Annotated in this window: 9 protein-coding genes; 5 read left to right on the plus strand and 4 right to left on the minus strand. The window is 73.7% G+C overall.

All coding sequences use genetic code 11. The annotated features are described in order from the left end of the window. Nucleotides 1-81: 81 nt before the first annotated feature. The 3 genes from ACZ4WQ_RS31160 to ACZ4WQ_RS31170 form a co-directional block, all read right to left on the minus strand. Nucleotides 82-1,983 (minus strand): ATP-binding protein, encoded by a 1,902-nt coding sequence (locus ACZ4WQ_RS31160; RefSeq protein WP_468022602.1) that lies wholly within the window; start codon nt 1,981-1,983, stop codon nt 82-84. Between the two features lie 85 nt (nt 1,984-2,068). After that, the gene (locus ACZ4WQ_RS31165; protein ID WP_358845754.1) at nt 2,069-3,493 is read right to left on the minus strand and encodes a DUF2201 family putative metallopeptidase; all 1,425 of its coding nucleotides are present in this window, start codon (nt 3,491-3,493) and stop codon (nt 2,069-2,071) included. Between the two features lie 187 nt (nt 3,494-3,680). After that, complete coding sequence (locus ACZ4WQ_RS31170) at nt 3,681-5,174, minus strand: glutamate synthase subunit beta (RefSeq protein WP_398373355.1); 1,494 nt, start codon at nt 5,172-5,174, stop codon at nt 3,681-3,683. A gap of 292 nt (nt 5,175-5,466) precedes the next feature. Here ACZ4WQ_RS31170 and ACZ4WQ_RS31175 point away from each other — a divergent pair, with 292 nt between their 5' ends. Genes ACZ4WQ_RS31175 through ACZ4WQ_RS31185 form a run of 3 tightly spaced genes read left to right on the plus strand, consistent with a single transcriptional unit; the run spans nt 5,467 to nt 7,551 of the window. Beyond that, entirely contained in the window at nt 5,467-5,889 is a 423-nt protein-coding gene (locus ACZ4WQ_RS31175; RefSeq protein WP_361188069.1) for a septal ring lytic transglycosylase RlpA family protein, read from the plus strand. A 13-nt stretch (nt 5,890-5,902) separates the two neighbouring features. Next, nucleotides 5,903-6,550, plus strand: coding sequence for a cell wall protein (locus ACZ4WQ_RS31180; RefSeq protein ID WP_311725432.1), 648 nt, complete (start codon nt 5,903-5,905; stop codon nt 6,548-6,550). Next, entirely contained in the window at nt 6,547-7,551 is a 1,005-nt protein-coding gene (locus ACZ4WQ_RS31185) for a MauE/DoxX family redox-associated membrane protein (protein WP_468022603.1), read from the plus strand. The genes ACZ4WQ_RS31180 and ACZ4WQ_RS31185 overlap by 4 nt, the downstream gene beginning before the upstream one ends. 604 nt (nt 7,552-8,155) lie before the next feature. Here ACZ4WQ_RS31185 and ACZ4WQ_RS31190 read toward each other — a convergent pair. After that, complete coding sequence (locus tag ACZ4WQ_RS31190) at nt 8,156-11,608, minus strand: SpoIIE family protein phosphatase (protein ID WP_468022604.1); 3,453 nt, start codon at nt 11,606-11,608, stop codon at nt 8,156-8,158. Between the two features lie 220 nt (nt 11,609-11,828). Between ACZ4WQ_RS31190 and ACZ4WQ_RS31195 the strand changes: the two genes are divergently transcribed. Both ACZ4WQ_RS31195 and ACZ4WQ_RS31200 read left to right on the plus strand, forming a co-directional pair. Continuing rightward, nucleotides 11,829-13,130, plus strand: a complete 1,302-nt coding sequence (locus ACZ4WQ_RS31195; protein ID WP_311725435.1) for an MFS transporter — start codon at nt 11,829-11,831, stop codon at nt 13,128-13,130. Nucleotides 13,131-13,165: 35 nt separating this feature from the next. After that, on the plus strand, nt 13,166-16,417 hold the full coding sequence (locus ACZ4WQ_RS31200; RefSeq protein WP_468022605.1) for a type I polyketide synthase: 3,252 nt from the start codon (nt 13,166-13,168) through the stop codon (nt 16,415-16,417). The last annotated feature ends 72 nt before the right edge of the window (nt 16,418-16,489 follow it).

Genomic DNA, 16,489 nt, shown 5'->3' on the forward strand with positions numbered 1-16,489 from the left:
CTCCGATCGTTGAGAAGAGCAGAAGAGAGCGGCTCAAGAAGTGAAAGGGGAAGGAAAGGGGAGGAGCGGTGAGAGCGGGGCTCAGGAAGTGGCGGGCAGCTCGGCCATCTTGGACAGGGCGCCGATCCAGAACCGCTGCCGCTCCGGGGTCTGTCCCACCAGATGCGCGGCGCGCAGCTTCGGCGGCATATGGCGCAGCAGCCGCGCCACCACCTCGGCATGGCGCTTCAGCTGGGAGACCTCGGCGTTGGCGAACACCTGGTGCACCAGATCGGTGTCATTGGTGCCCTCGGCCGAGCTCTCACAGGCCGCCGCCAGCCTGGCCTCCCACTCCGTCACATCGCGCGCCAACTCGCGCAGACCGATGACCTTCTGCCCGGAACTCTCCGACAGCCGCGCCTCGAGCTGGGACAGCGGCACCGGGGCGTACTCCCCGTCGCCGAGGTAGATCAGCCCGGTCTCCAGCGGCTGTCCGGCCCGATGCAGCTTGATCAGCCGCTCCAGGGTCCGCTTGGTGATCCACTCCCGGCCCTCGTCGTCGATGTCGCTCTTCCACCACTCCAGCACCGTCTCGGCCACCTCGCCATAGGTGTCGATCAGCCACTGATTGGCGGGGATGTCCTGCGGGCTCACCTCGTAGCTGACCGTGAAGCGGCTCGCCTGCGCCACGTTGTTGCTGCTGACCAGCAGCTTGCGGCCGAGGTGGTACGGCGGGTTCTGGAGCGCTATCTGGGCGCACAGCCCCGGAATCGGCCGGCCGGCCAGCGACCACTCCTGGGTGATCTCCATCAGCTTGGCGAAGGTCGCCTTGTCCTTGGGCCGGTTGTACTCGTCCCAGACGATCACCTTGGACTCGGGCCCCATGAGCGAGCGGCTGAGCAGCGTGTCCAAGGTGCCGTCCGGCGTCGGGATCGGCACACACAGGTCCTCGACATTGGTCACCGGCAGCGAGAAGTACACCGGGTCGCTGCCGGTCTCCTCCCGGACCACCGCCTTGGTGATCTCGGTCTTGCCGCACCCGGGCGGGCCCTGGAGCAGCACGGACCAGTTCTCCCGGACGGCGGTGCGCAAAATGGCGCGCACCGGATCCGCGACGGTCGAGGGGTTCGGGCAGCCGACGGCGGCCGCGATGCCGTCCAGGACCTCGGCCGTGCGGTCGGGGCCCGGCTTGCCGTCCGACTTCACATCCCGCAGGCGCAGCCGCTGACCACCGACCAGCGGGAGCCCCCAGGAGAGCGGAAATCCGGCGCGGGCGCAGTCCAGGACGTGCTGGAGGGTGCGCGGGGACAGCAGCGAGCGCAGCCGCGGGGTCAGCCCGGCCCACAGCCGGAACACCTCGGTCACATCCCAGTCCGCGTAGCGCTCGGCCAGCTTCTGCCGCCAGGCCGTGTCATTGGCGGTCACCCGCAGGGTGACCATGCGGTCCAGGACGGCCAGATCGCTGCGTCGGGCGCTGGTCTCGGCGAGCGACTCGTTGTCGGCGAGGAAGACCCCGACGCAGCCGAGCGCGCGCAGATCGTGCTCGCCGAGCGTCCAGTTGCAGGCGATCTGCATCAGCTGGGACTGAATGGTCTCCCCGGCCTGAAGCGAGTCGTCGATCAGCAGCACAAAGGGCCTGCCGGGGGAGAGCTGACGCATGATCAGCTGAGTGAGGACCAGCTCGCCGCTGCGGTCGTCCCGCACCGGAGCGTTGACCAGCAGGTCGTCCGGGGTGAGATTGGCCGCCGGGATCAGGATCACCTCGGTGCCGGGGTGCGCCTCGGGCACGTACGAGAGAAACGTCGACGTCTTGCCGATGCCGTGCTCGCCGAAGACCTGCCCGGTCTGTCCCATGGCGATCATCGCGCTGATGAACTGCTCCAGCCGGGAAGCGCTGACCGGCCCGGCCCCCTGCCGCGCCTGCTGGGGCTTCTGGATCTTCTGGGTCTTCCGCGCCGTCCGCCCCGCTCGCCCGGCGGAGGCGTCTTCCGCGGTCGGTGCCATCGTCTCCACGCTGCTCACAGTGGCCTGTTCCCTCGTTGTGTGTCTGTCGGTTGTCCGAAACGGCCGGCCGGCGACCGGCCCACGGTCAGCTGTCGCCGGTGACCACGCGGTGGCAGGCCATCGGCGGATCGTGCCGCTCCGGCCAGTCGTCCCCGCCGTCCGTGATCAGCCAGATCCAGCGGTCGGGCTGGGCGGGGGTGACCCTGGGCGCATATCCGTCGGTGACCATGATCACCGCGTCGGCGCGCTCCTCGAACCGCCGCCCGTTCACCGCCAGCCGGCCCTCGACATAGTCGACGACGTGCTGGAAGTTCGTCCCGCCGCCGCCCAGTACCCGCTCCCCGGGGACGAAGGGCATCACCGCGCCGTCGAAGCTCAGCCAGTGGCTCTCCACCCCGTCCGTCCGGCCCACCAGCGAGGTGATCCAGTCGACCACGGCCTGCGGCATCGACCCCGAGGTGTCCAGCGCGACCACCACCACCTTGGTGCGCTCCGCGCCCCGCCGGGAGAGCATCGGGTCATGGCCCAGCGCCAGCAGCACGGCCCCGTGCTTCTTCGGATAGACCAGCCGCTCGCCCTCGCGCAGCTTGGAAGCCAGCACATCGGAGAGCCAGCGCCGCCACCACTCCACCCGCCGGGTCCGCGGGGTCTCCCCGCGCAGCGCGCCCAGGCCCATCCGGCCCCACATGCGCTCCACCCGCTTTCCGCCCCCCGCGCTGCGGTCCGCCAGGCCCAGCATCTCCTCCCGGGCGATGCCCTCGCCGCGCAGCGCCGCGCGCATCGCCTCGGCCAGCGTCGCCCCGACGACCGAGGAGAGCGTCTCGTCGTCCATCGGCAGCTTCCGGCCCGCCCCTTCGCCCTCGCCCGCCCCGGCCGGCCGCATGTGCACACACACCGTGGGCGGCACCGGGGGTCGGCGCATCCGCTTGAGCTCCCCGTACACCCCCAGGTCGGTGTCGACGAAGTCCTGGTAGGACAGCGGCGTCAGGCCCTGCTCGGTCAGGTCGGCCACATACCGCTGGTGCACCTCGCGCGGATCGACGCCCACCGGCTCGCGGCGGGTGCCCCCGAGGCCGTCCGGCACCTCCTGGGTGGGCAACTCCGTACGCCCCAGCCGGACCATGGCCACATGGTTGATCGCCACCTCGGCGGCCAGCTCGAACACGGGGTCGGCGCGCAGGTCCTCGTCCACGTACAGATGGCGGTGGATCAGATGGCGCGCCTCGTGGAACAGTACGAAGCGCACTCCACTCGGCCCGATCCGGACGAAAAACTCCGGGTTGTACAGCAACAGGCAGCTGCCGTCGCCCACGGCCACCACCGCCGCCGTGTCCACCGCCGCGGTGGCGATCTGGTGGTGGCACTTGGCGTACAGCCACGAGCCCACCACGCTGTCCTTGACCCCGAAGTCCAGCAGCGCCGCCTCCTTGAGCCGACGGCCCTCCTCAGCGACCTCCGGGTCGGCCACCTGACACTCCAGCAGCGCCCGGCGGTCGCCGAGGTCGATCACCCCCCGCGCCGCGGCATGCCGGCTCGCCCCCGTCACCCGTGCCACTGTCTCCCCCTCTTGCGCATGGCTGTTACACCTGCGGCTTTCCGGTGCTCGTGCCCGGCCCGCTACCAAGAACGTTATCCACCGGGTACGACAGTGGGCCCCCGGGGCGGATGGGCGGGAGCGCCGGTGGCCGGCCCGCCGCTCAGACCACCAGCGGCCGGTCCGCCGGGGTGACGGGGGCGGGGAGCGTGGTGGAGCCCGAGAGATAGCGGTCCACGGCCGCGGCGGCGGAGCGGCCCTCGGCGATCGCCCACACGATCAGCGACTGGCCGCGGCCCGCGTCACCCGCCACGAAGACGCCCTCGTGGCCGGCGGCGTACCCCTCGTCCCGGGTGATGGTGCCCCGGTCGTCGAGTCCCAGGCCGAGCTGGCCGAGCAGGCCGCTGTCCCGCTCCGGGCCCGAGAAGCCCAGCGCCAGCAGGACCATGTCGGCCCGCAGCACCCGCTCCGGGCCCGGCTCGGGCCGCCCGTCCGCGTCGACCCCGACCAGCCGCACCGCCTGTACGCCGGTTCGCTCGCCCCGCTCGTCCCCCTCGAAGCGGATCGTCGCGGCCGAGAAGACCCGCGCGTCCGCGTCGGCGTCCGGGGACGCGCCCAGCACCTGGGCCTCCTCGTGGGCGGCGGACATCCGGTAGATCTTGGGGTAGACCGGCCAGGGCTGGCTCTCGGGCCGCTCGGCCCCGGGCTGGGCATGGATGTCCAGCTGGGTGACGGAGGCCGCGCCCTGGCGCAGCACGGTGCCCAGGCAGTCCGCGCCGGTGTCCCCGCCGCCGACGATCACGACATGCCTGCCCTCGGCGGTGATCGGCGGCCGGGCGAAGTCGCCCTCCTGGACCCGGTTGGCCAGTGGCAGATACTCCATCGCCTGATGTATTCCGGCCAACTCCCGCCCCGGCACCGGCAACTCCCGCCAGGCCGTCGCCCCGACCGCTATCACCAGCGCGTCGTAGCGGGCCCGCAGCTCGGCGGCGTCCACGTCGGTGCCCACGCCCACGCCCGTACGGAACTTGGTGCCCTCCGCGCGCATCTGAGCCAGGCGGCGGTCGAGGTGGCGCTTCTCCATCTTGAACTCGGGGATGCCGTAGCGCAGCAGCCCGCCGACGCGGTCGGCGCGCTCGTACACCGCCACCGTGTGTCCGGCGCGGGTCAGCTGCTGGGCCGCGGCCAGGCCCGCCGGGCCCGAGCCGATGACCGCGACGGTCTTCCCCGACAGCCGCTCGGGTGGTTTGGGGGACACATGGCCGCTCTCCCACGCCAGGTCCGCGATGGCCCGCTCGACGTTCTCGATGGTCACCGCGGGCTGGTTGATGGCCAGCACGCAGGCGCTCTCACAGGGCGCCGGGCACAGACGGCCGGTGAACTCGGGGAAGTTGTTGGTGGCGTGCAGCCGCTCGCTCGCCCGCCGCCAGTCGTCGCGCGAGACCAGCTCGTTCCACTCGGGGATGAGGTTTCCCAGCGGGCAGCCCTCGTGGCAGAACGGGACGCCGCAGTCCATGCAGCGCCCGGCCTGGGCCCCGACGATCGGCAGCAGGCCGCCGGGCACCTGGACCTCGTGCCAGTCCCGCACCCGCTCGGCCACGGGGCGGCGTGGCGGAAGCCGGCGAGGTGTGTTGAGAAAGCCCTTCGGGTCGGCCATGACGGCGTTCCTTACCCGTGTCTGCCCGTGTTCTGCCCGTACGCGGCGCCCCACGCGGCCGCGCTCGCGTCTCGGCAGGGGCTCGGCCTGGGCCATGGGGTGGCGGGCGCCCCGCGGAACACCACGCCTTCCCCCACTGTACGTCCGGGTGCAAGGGCGCCCGGCGCCGCCACCTGCGGCCACCGCGCGGTCGGCGGACGAGCGATCGCCGCCCGGTGATGTTCCCGGCAGGCTGGAGGAAACCGGGTACCGGGTACTGGGCACCGGATACAGGGAGCGAAGGGAGCACATGATGGCCTGTGGATCGACGCCCCTGTGGGCCGGCGAAGCCAGCTGGTTCTGCTGCGGCAACTCCTGGGGCCCGTGCGCCGACGAGGGCGGCGGCGCCTGCGGCACCTGCCGGTCGAGCGAGCCGCAGGCCGCCTGGCCGAACGCCTCCCCGGAGTGCTGGGAGATCACCCGGCCGGACCTGTGCGGGGAGGACATGCCGCGGCGCGGCTGCGGCAGCGTCCTGACCGTCCGCCACCAGTGCTCCGGCGCGTCGGTGTGTGTGACGATCACCGACTGCGGCCCGCGCACGAGGAGCTTCTGCTCCGAGTCGACCTGCTGCGACGGGGTCTGCCGGACCAACCGCGTCATCGACCTCACGCCCGCGGCCTTCGCCGCCCTCGGCAGCCTCAGCTCCGGCACCCTGCCGGTGCTGATCCACGAGTGACGGGGGACCGGCCGTGACCTCGCCCCGACCGGCCCCCGGCGGCCTCGAAGACGTCGGCAGACGGCGGTTTCTGACCACCGTGGCCCTGAGCGGCGCCACCATCGTCGGCGCGACCTCGCTGGGCGCCGTCGACGCGGACGCCGCCTTCGCCGCGCCCCTCACCCCCCTCGACCCGGCCGTCCCCCGGAGCGCCTTCGTGGAAGGGCGGATCCTGCGGATCGACGGCAGCGTGCTGTGGGTCGCCGGGTCCCACGGCGACGCGGCGCGGGTGCGGCTGACCAACGCCACCAGCGTCTGGAAGGCGGGGGTGGCCACCGCCGAGGCGATCGAGGCCGGTGACGGGCTCTACGCCCGCGGTGTCCCGATGCCCGACGGCACCGTCGCCGCCGACGCGGTGTGGGTGAACATCGTGAACCTCTACGCCACCGTCCGCCGCATCGACAAGGACCGCCTCCATCTGACGCACGGGGCGCACCGGATCGTCGGCCATCTGCTCCCGGTCACCACCAGCGCCTCGTACCCGGGCACCGCCGCCACCTCGGACCTGTCCCGGCTGCGGGTGGGCGACGGCGCGCAGGTCCTCGGCGCCTGGCGGCCCGCCGACCGAGCCGTGGACGTCGTACGGGTCTCGGTCGGGCCCCCGCCGGGGAGGAGGCGGTGATCGCCGCGTCGGCCGGGGCGGCCACGTTGCTGACCGCCGGGCTGCTCGGCCGGACCGGCGCGGCCAAGCTGCGGCCCCGCCGCGCGGCCCGCCCGGCCCCGCCACCCGCCGCGCTGGTCCGGCTGGTACGCGGCGCGGGCCGGGCCGCGTTCGCCCTGCGGCTGCTCGGCGCCCTTGAACTGCTGCTCGCCGTCGCGCTGCTGGCGCCGCCCGCCACCGTCGTCCCGGGGGTGGCGGCCGCCGTTCTCGGCGCGGGCTTCAGCGGCTATCTGGCCTACGCCCGCCGGGCCGCGCCGGGTTCGTCCTGCGGCTGTACGGGGAACGGCGCGGCCCCCGTCACCTGGCGCGCCTTCGCCCGCGCCGCCGCCCTGGCGGCAGGCGGCGCCACGGCGGCCGTGGCGGCGACGGCGGCGGAGCCCTGGTGGGCGGCGGTGACCCGGCGGCCGGTCACCTCGCTGGGCCTGGCCGGCGTCGGCGCGCTGGCGCTGGTGGCGCTCTCGGCCGACGCCGGCGTGGGCCTACGGCGGCGGCCACGGCCGCGCGGGATTCCGCTCGTCCGGCCCGCGGACGGTGGCGCGGTTCCGGTGGCCGCGACGGTCGAGCTGCTGGAGCGCTCGCTGGCCTGGCGGACGGCCGCCCCGGTGGTGCGCTCCGCGCTGCTGGACCACTGGGACGACGGCGGCTGGCGCGTTCTCCAGTTCGCCGGGGTGTACGGCGAGGGTGCGGGCGCCAGGCCGGCCTTCGTGATGTTCGCCCTGGACGCGACGGCCAGCCTGGACACGGTGGCCGAGCCCGCGGTCCGAGTCGGAGCCGTGGACGCGGACACCGGCACCCCGGTGCCGCTCCCACCCCACCCACCCGCGAGCCCCGACGGGCGCCCTGGAGCCGGCGGGAGCCCGGTGCCGGGCGGGAGTCCGAGACCCGGCGGGAGTCCGGTGACTGGCCGAAGCTTGGCGCCGGGCCCGAGTCCGGCACCTGGCGAGAGGCGGCACCTGGTTTGACCCGCGGCCCGGGACCCGGCGGGAGCCCGGCGCCGGGCCCGAGCCTGGGACCCGGCGGGGTCCGGGGTTCTGGCCGGGCCTGGCGTCGGCCCGAGTCCGGGGCCGGGCTGAGCGCGAGACCCGGCGGGAGCTCGGCAGCCGGCGGAAGCCCTGCGCTCGGCGGAGCCGGCACCTGGCCCGGCCCCTGCGGACAGCCCGGGACCCCGCAGGAGCTCGGCGCCGGGCTCGAGCTCGGGACCTGGCGAACTGGCCCTAGCCTGGCGCCCGGCCGAGGTCCGGCGCTCGGACGGAGCTCAGCCCCGGCCCGAGCCCGGAACCTGGACCGACCCGCAGCCCAGCACCCGGCGGGAGCCCGGTGCCGGGCCCGAGCCTGGGACCAGGCGGGGCCCGGGTTCCCTGACCGAGCCTGGCGTCGGCCCGAGTCCGGGGGCCGGGCTGAGCGCGGGGTCCGGCCGGGGCTTGGGGCCTGGCGGGAAATCGGCAGCTGGCGGGAGCTCTGCGCCCGACCCGCAGCCCGGCGCCTGGCGCTCAGCCAGAGTCTGGGATCCGGGCCTGAGCCCAGCACCTGGCGGGGGCCAGGGAGCCGGCGGGGCCGCGTCGGCCTTCAGGAGCCGGCCGACGCGGCCAGGAGCGCGGTGTCGTCGTCGACGTGGCCGGGGGCGCCGAGCAGCTCCATGGCGCGGTCGATGATCCGCTGCGGGTCGTGCCGTGCCGCCTCGGGCAAGTCCGCGCAGGCCGTCCGCAGGGCCGCCAGCCCGTTGTCGAGGGAGAGCTTGCTGTTCTCCACCAGGCCGTCCGTGAACAGCAGCAGCCCGGCGCCGGCCGTCAGCCGTGTCTCGTGGTCCTCGGGCGCGCCCTGCGCCAGCCCCAGCGGAGCGCCCGGCCGGGTCTCCAGGAAGCCGGTGGCCTCGCCGGCCACCACGAGCGGCGGCAGGTGTCCGCTGGACGCGTACCGCAGCCGCCGGGTCCCCGGCTCGTACACCGCGTACAGACAGGTCGCGAAGTGTTCGACGTCCAGCGACCGCAGATACGCGTCGAGCTTGGCGAGGAGCGAGCCCGGCGAGGCGCCGTCGAGCGCGAAGCCGCGCAGGGCGGGCCGCAGCCGGCCCATCACGGTGGCGGCGGCGACGTCATGGCCCATGACGTCGCCGATCGCCAGCCCCATGGCGCCGTCGGGCAGTGCGATGACGTCGTACCAGTCGCCGCCGATCTCCGTGCCGGTGGTGCTGGCCCGGTAGTAGGAGGCGGTGCGCAGCCCGGGCACCTGGGGCAGGTGCTGGGGCAGCAGCGCCCGCTGGAGGGTGAGGGCCAGCCGCCGCTCGTTGCGGAACCGGGCGGCGTTGTCGTAGGCGAGGGCCAGCCTGCCGGCGAGGGAGTCGAGATAGCTCCGGTCCTCCTCGCGGTACTCCCGCCCGCGCCGGGCGATGGCCAGGGCTCCCAGCGTGCGGCCGTGGGAGACCAGCGGCACGGACAGCACGGTGCCGGGTGCCGTCACCCCGGTGCCGTCGTCCTGGTCGAGGCAGTCGCCGAGGGCGCGGTCGAGCTCGTCCTCCCCGGCCGTCGGCTGGCCCGCGGTGAACTCGGACCGGCCCGCGCGCGGGTCGGTGACACGGATCCGGATCTCGTCGGCGAGGGACGGAATCAGCACGTCCTTCGCCGTCTCCAGCACCTGCGGCGGGTCGAGGCTGTCGGAGAACAGCATGCCCGCCTGGGCGAGCGAGGTGAGTGTGGCGGCGTGGCGGCGGCTCTCGGTGAGCACCTGCTCGCGCAGGCGGGACAGCTCCAGGTTGGCGCGTACCCGGGCGAGCAGCTGGCGGGCGGAGAAGGGCTTGGCGAGGTAGTCGTCCGCGCCCGCCCGCAGCCCTCGTACCATCGCCTCCTCACCGGCCCTGGCGGTCAGCACGATGATCGGCAGGCGGGTGGTCCGGGGATCCTGGCGCAGCGCCCGTACGAGCGCGAATCCGTCCAGCCGGGGCATCATCACATCGGTCAGCACCAGGTCGACCGGGTGTGACAGGGCGGTCTCCAGCGCCGCCCGGCCGTCCCCGGCGAGCAGCACATCGTGCTCCGGGGCGAGCAGGTCCTTGAGGTAGCCGCGCACATCGGCGTTGTCGTCGGCGACCAGCAGAAGCGGCCGGTGGGCGCCGTCGCCCTCCGGTGGCGACGCGGGCATGTCCATGCCGTCCAGGCCACCCACATCGGTCGCGTCGTTCTGTAGCCAGTGCAGCGCCTCCCCGGCGTAGGCGGCGGTGCGCTTCTGCCGGACGGGCCCGCCGTACGCGCCCCGGTCGGCGGCGGAGGTGGCGGCGGTGGCGACGTCCCGCGCCGCCAGGTGGGCCGTGCCGAACGGCACCTCGACGGTGAACGTGGTGCCCTCGCCCGGCCTGCTGCTCACCGAGACCGTGCCCGCGTGCAGCTCGACCAGGTCCTTGACGAGCGCGAGGCCGATGCCGCTGCCCTCGTGCGAGCGTGAGCGAGCCCCGCGCACCTGGTGAAAGCGGTCGAACAGATACGGCAGCTCCTCCGGCGGGACACCGGTGCCGGTGTCCGTGACGGTCAGCCGGGCCCGCTCCCCGGCGGCCGCCATCCGCACCGTGACCCCGCCCGCGAAGGTGAACTTCAGCGCGTTGCTGAGCAGATTGAGGACGATCTTCTCCCACATCTCCCGGTCCACATGCACCGGCCCGGGCAGCGGCGGGCAGTCCACCCGCAGGCTCAGCCCCGCCAGGTCGAAGGCGGAGCGGAACACCGCCGCCAGATCCGCCGTGACATGCGACAGATCCACCGGCTCGAAGCTGCCCTTCAGCCGCCCGGCCTCCGCCCGGGAGACATCGAGAAGCGTGTTGACCAGCTTCAACAGGCGCAGCGCGTTGCGCTCGGCGAGCTCCAGCTGTCTGCGCCGCTCGGGTCTGTCCTCCTCCGCTAGGGCCTGCTGCACCGGCCCCAGCAGCAGGGTCAAGGGGGTGCGGAACTCATGGCTGACATTGGAGAAGAACGTCGTCTTGGCGCGGTCCAGCTCGGCCAGCGCCTCCGCGCGCCGACGCTGCTCCTGCTGGGTGTGCGCCGCCGCCAGCGCCGCGCTGACACCGGAGGAGAGCACATCGTAGAAGTCCCGGTAGGACGCGTTCACGGGCAGCTTGGGGTTGACGCCCATGACGAGTACGCCCGCCACCTCGCCCGAGCGGACGAGCGGATGGGCCAGCGCCTCCTCTCCCGGCCGCCCGAGCAGCGCGCCCGGGAGCCAGGCCGGGGCGGCGTCGCCGACCACCGTGGCCAGGCGCGCCGCGAGCCCGTCCCGCTCCCTGTCTCCGTCCCCGTCGGTCTCCTCGGCGGTCCGGTCGAGCCGGAGCTCCCCGGGCGGCCGGGTGGCGTCCCCGCAGGCCGTGGCGGCGGCCAGCCACAGCTCTCCGGGCCCCGACGCCAGATAGACGGCGGTGCACGGCACGTCCTCGCGGTGGGCGTCCAGCACCTCCACGAACGTTCGCGCCACGTCCTGCGGGCTGCTCAGCCCGGCCGTCCTGGAGCCCAGCGTGGCCAGCAGCCGCAGCCGCCGCTCGCTGAGCACCCGGGCCGTGGTCTCCGTGACGACGCACAGCACCCCGCCCACCGTGCCGTCCGGCATCGGTATCGGCTGGTAGGAGATGTCGTAGTAGGACTGCTCCAGGAAGCCGCGCCGGATGAACGCGAAACCCATGTCGTTGACCAGGATCGGTTTGCGGCCGTCTACCACGGAGTGGAACAGCGGACCCGTGGTCGTGTCCCAGTTCTCCGGGAACACTTCGACGCACGGACGACCCAGCGCCTCCGGGTGCTTGCTGCCGATGATGGTGGTGTAGCCCTCGTTGTACAGCATCCGGAACTCGGGGCCCCAGAACAGCGCCATCGGCTGTTCCGAGTCGAGGACGATACGGAGGGCCTCGGTCAGCCGGGCAGGCCACGCCTCCGTCCGCCCCAGGGGGGTCGCCGCCCAGTCGATGCCGCTCATCAGCCTGCCCAGCGAACCGCCCTCGGTGAACAGCTCCTCCACCCCTGAGTGCTGCCTCTCGGGCCCGTTCATGGAGTCGGCTCTCCTCAGTCACAGTGTGGCACAGCGGTACGGCCGGACCCCGGGCGAAGCGGGCCGGTAGAGGGCGGGAACAGCGGGCGTCAAGAGCTCGGACCGGCCACCTGTCATGTGCCGTTTGGCCTGTTCGGGTCTGGCGCGTTTTCGCTCCGGCGGGACAGATTATGCAGCGCATGCGCCCAGGTTCAACCGTGTGTGAAATTCGGGAGGGTGGTTGCGCTACATCCGGTTCCTTGCCCTGGGTGCCGCCTGCTCGGCGTACGGCAGCTACGTGAACATGGTGGCCCTGAGTCTCTTCTCCTACGCCGTCACGGGAACGGCACTGGGCACCGGCCTGTTCATGGCGCTGCGCCTCTCCGCGAGCGTGCTGGGCGGCTCGGTCGCGGCCCTGCTCGCCCGGCGGCTGGACCGCAAGGTCCTCATGATGACCGCGGATCTGACGCAGGCCACGGGGCTGTTCACGCTGCTTCTGGCCCCGGACGGCGCCCGGGGATATCTGCTGTACGGGCTCGCGGTGGTGACCGGGCTGTGCGCGACGGTTTCCTCGGTCTCGCTGCGCAGCGCGGTGCCGGACATCGCCGGCCAGGAACTGCGAGTTCCGGCCAACGCGCTGCTGGCCACCAGCCGGTCGATGGCCATGGTGGCCGGGTTCGCGTCCGCCGGGCCGGTGGTCGCCTGGCTCGGCTTCACCGGCGCCATCGCGATCGACGCCTGCACCTTCCTGGTGTCCGCGGCGAACCTGGCCCTGCTGCCGCTGCGGATCCGCCCCACGGCCGGGGCCACCGGCTCCGACGGCGGGCCGGACGGCGACAAGGCGGCGGGCCAGGGCGGGGCGCCGGAGCGGCGGACGGCGAGGTGGCTGTTCTCGCTGACCCCGCTGCTGCTGTTCATGGTGTCGATCCGGGGCCTGGACGCGTTCGGCTCCTCCTCGCACAACGTGGGCCTGCCGGTCTACTCCAGCGAACTCGACGAGGCGCACCCGGCCTCGTTCATCAGCTTCTTCTGGGCCACCTGGGCGCTGGGGAACATCGCCACCCAGCGGGTGGTGGCCTATCGCGCCAAGCGAAGCGGGCGGGCGCTGGGGGAGTGGGCCTTCGCCCTGGGCACCGTGGTGATGTCCGCGACGTTCGTGCTGGGATTCGCCGGTCTGCCGATGCCGCTCACGGTCGCCATCGTGTTCCTCGCGGGCATGGCGGACGGGCTCAGCGAGATCGCCTACACCTCGAGGCTTCAGACGGTGCCCGACGACCAGCGGACCCGGGTGTTCGGGATCTCCGCGACGGTGGAGAGCGTGGGATTCGGCTCCGGCATGGTGATCAGCGCCGCGCTGATGGAGCGCATGTCGCCGTTCGGGGTGGTCGGGGTGATGCACGGGGTCGCCCTCGCCGTCGGGGTGGTCTTCATGTTCTTCCTCGTCCGCATCGGCCGTGCCGCGCGGGAGCGGTCCGCCGCCCAGGACGGCGCGACAAGCGTCGAGGATCGGACACTCGCGGAAGAGGGGAGGGGCGCCCGGTGACGGTGCCGCCCCACAGACGCGTAGCGATCATCGGCATGGCCCTTCGCCTACCGGGCGCCAACACCCCGGAAGGGTTCTGGCACACCATCCACCGCGGAATATCGCGGATCCACCGGTTCACCGAGCGGGAGCTGCGGGCGGCGGGCGTTCCGGAGACGACCTTCCGGGCCGAGGACTTCGTCGGGGCGAGCGCCCCGCTGCGGCGCATACCGGAATTCGACGCGGAGTTCTTCTCGATGAGCGCCCGGGAGGCGGCGCTCACGGATCCACAGCAGCGGATCTTCCTCGAGTGCGCACACCACGCCCTGGAGGACGCCGGCTACGCGGGCACGGGCACGCAGGTCGGAGTGTTCGCCAGCACCGGCTACCACCTGTTCCCGTACCACACCTACGGACACCGCAACCTGGCCTGCGAGCCCCTCGGCGACACCTGGGTCCCCACACTCCAGCGCGACATCGGGAACCACCCCGACTACACCGCCACCCGCGCCGCCTTCCGGCTCGGGCTGACCGGGCCGGCGGTCGGCATCCAGAACGCCTGCTCCAGCTCCCTGGTCGCGGTGCACCTCGCCCGGCAGGCCCTGCTCACCGATGACGCGGAGCTCGCGGTGGTGGGAGCGGCCGCCGTCCATGTGCCGCAGATCCTCGGCTACCGCCACGCCCCCGGCTCGATCCTCTCCCGTACGGGACGGTGTCTGGCCTTCGACGCGGCCTCCGACGGGACGGTCGGCGGCAACGGGGTGGCCGCCGTCGTGCTCAAACGGCTGGACCGGGCGCTCGCCGACCGCGACACCGTCCACGCGGTGATCCTCGGCAGCGCCCTGAACAACGACGGCGCTGCGAAGAAGAACTACACCGAACCCTCGGTGGACGGGCAGCGGGCGGTCATCCGGCGCGCGCTCGCCTCGGCGGGGGTGTCCGCCGACACCGTCGGGTACGTCGAGACCCACGGCACGGGGACGTACAAGGGCGACCCCATCGAGTTCGCCGCCCTCACCGGCGCGTTCCGCGAGGACACCGAGCGGCGCGGCTTCTGCGGCATCGGCTCGGCGAAACCCAACATCGGCCATCTGGACGTCTGCGGGGGACTGGCCGGGCTGATCAAGGCCGTGCTGGCGCTGCGGCACGCCACCATTCCGCCCCTGGCCGGCTTAACCGCCCCCAACCCGCTGCTCGACCTCGACACGAGCCCCTTCTATCTGCCGTCGGAGGCGCGCCCGTGGCCCGCGGGGGACACCCCGCGCCGGGCCGGTGTCACCTCCCTGGGGGTGGGCGGCACCAACGCCCATGTCATCGTCGAGGAGGCGGAGGAGGCCCCGCGCGCCCGGAGCGGGGCGGTACGCCCGCCGGGGGCGGCGCGACCGGGCCTGGCGCCACCCTGCATGGTGCCGCTGTACGGACACAACTCGGCTGCCCTCGACGCCAACGCCCGCGCGCTGCGCGCCCGTCTGCGGACCGGGCCCGCACCCGCCATGGCCGACCTGGTCACCACCCTGGCCCTCGGGCGGCGCGCGCTCCGCCACCGCCTGGTGCTCCTCGGGGACACGCCCGCGGCGCTCGCCGCCGCGCTCGACGACTGCCTCGACGGCGGCCTCGACGGCGGCCTCGACGGCGGCCTCGGCGATCGGCCCGCCCCGCGCCGGTACGTACGGGGCGAGGCGCCGCACTCGCCGCCGACCCCGCCTGTCTGGCTGTTCAGCGGCCAGGGCGGTGCCTCGGTGCGCGGGGCCGCCGCGGCCCTCTACACGCGGTTCTCCGTCGTACGCGAAGTCCTGGACGCGTGCGAGGAGCAGTACCGCGACGAGTACGGTGGCTCGCTGCTGCGTGTGCTCACCGCCGCGGGAAGCGAGGCCGGAGCTGCCCGGTACGCCGACGACGAGTCGACGGAAACCCTCCAGCCCGCCCTGTTCGCGCTACAGGCGGCGCTGACCCGGCTGTGGCAGCGGCTCACCGGCCCGCCGGCCGCCGTCGCGGGCCACAGCGCGGGCGAGTGGGCGGCCCTGTTCGCGGCCGGCGCGCTGTCGCTGGCCGACGGGCTGCGGCTGACCGCGGCGCGCGGACGGCTCATGCGCCGCGACTCGGCCCCGGGCGGCATGATCGCGGCGTTCACCGACGAGGCGACGGTCCGGCTCGCTCTGGCGGACCTGGCCGGCCTGGAGCTCGCCGTGGTCAACGGCGCCCGCCACCATGTGCTGGCCGGGCCGCACGCCGCGCTTGCTGAGGCGGACCGGTGGTTCGAGGCGCGCGGCGTCCGCCGACAGCGGCTGCCCGTCGACCGGGCGTTCCACAGCGCCCTCCTCGACCCGGCCCTCGACGGGCTGCGCGAGGCGGCCGGGGCGGTCCGGTTCGGAGGTGTCCAAGTGCCGTTCGTCAGTGGCCTGGACGGGCGTACGCGGCCGCCCGGCTGGGCCCCGGACCCGGACTACGCGGTGCGCCAGGCCCGGTGGCCGGTCCGCTTCGACCTGGTCCTGCGGGAGCTGGCCGGGGGAAGCCCGGCGGCCCTGGTCGAGCTGGGGCCGGGCGAGGTGCTGACCGCCCTGGCCCGGCGCGAGCTCGCGGGGGTGCGGGCCTTCTCCACCCTGCGCCGCCGCCGCGGGCTCGGCGCCCTGTGGGACGCCGCCGCCCGGCTGCACTGCCAGGGACACGGGCTCGACTGGGGTGAACTGGCGGCCGGTTGCGCGGGCGGACGCGTCCCGCTCCCCGGCTATCGATTCCAGCGCAAGACGCACTGGACCGGCCCCGAGCTGGTGGAGGCCGCGCCCGCCGAGGGCGGCGCCGCCGGGCCGGGACCGGGGAGAGACATGGGCGACCGAGAGATTGGGGCGGCATTGGATCAGGTGCTCGGCAGGATCATTGAGTTGACGGCACATCAGCTGGGTTTCGGCGAGGAGGAAGTGGGGCCCGACGTGCCGTTCTTCGATCTCGGCGCCGACTCGCTACAGATGATCAACATGCTGCGCGAGGTGGAGCGGGAGTTCGCGGTGAAGGTCGCGATGCGCGAGCTGTTCGAAGAGGCCGACACGCCACGGCTGCTGGCCGAGGCGATCGTGGCCCGGATGAGCCCGCCACCCGCCCCCGAGGTGCCGCGGCCCGAGCCGGTGCCGGAGGTCACGGCGGCGGCCGACGCGCCGTACGTCACGCGGGAGGCGTACGACGAGCTGGCCCGGCAGGTCCAGGAGCTGGCCCGGAACCAACTGCTCCTGATGAGCCAGCTGTCCCAGCTGCTGGAACGCTCGCTGCCGAGCGACGGCGCGCCGACCCTGAACGGAAGGGCGGACTTGAGATGACGCAGTCACCGACCGCCGCCGTGGCGCGCGACCTGGCTGAGATGTCGCGGCTGTCCCGCCGCATCACCGAGC

The sequence above is a fragment of the Streptomyces sp. NPDC028305 genome (genome assembly GCF_055569495.1).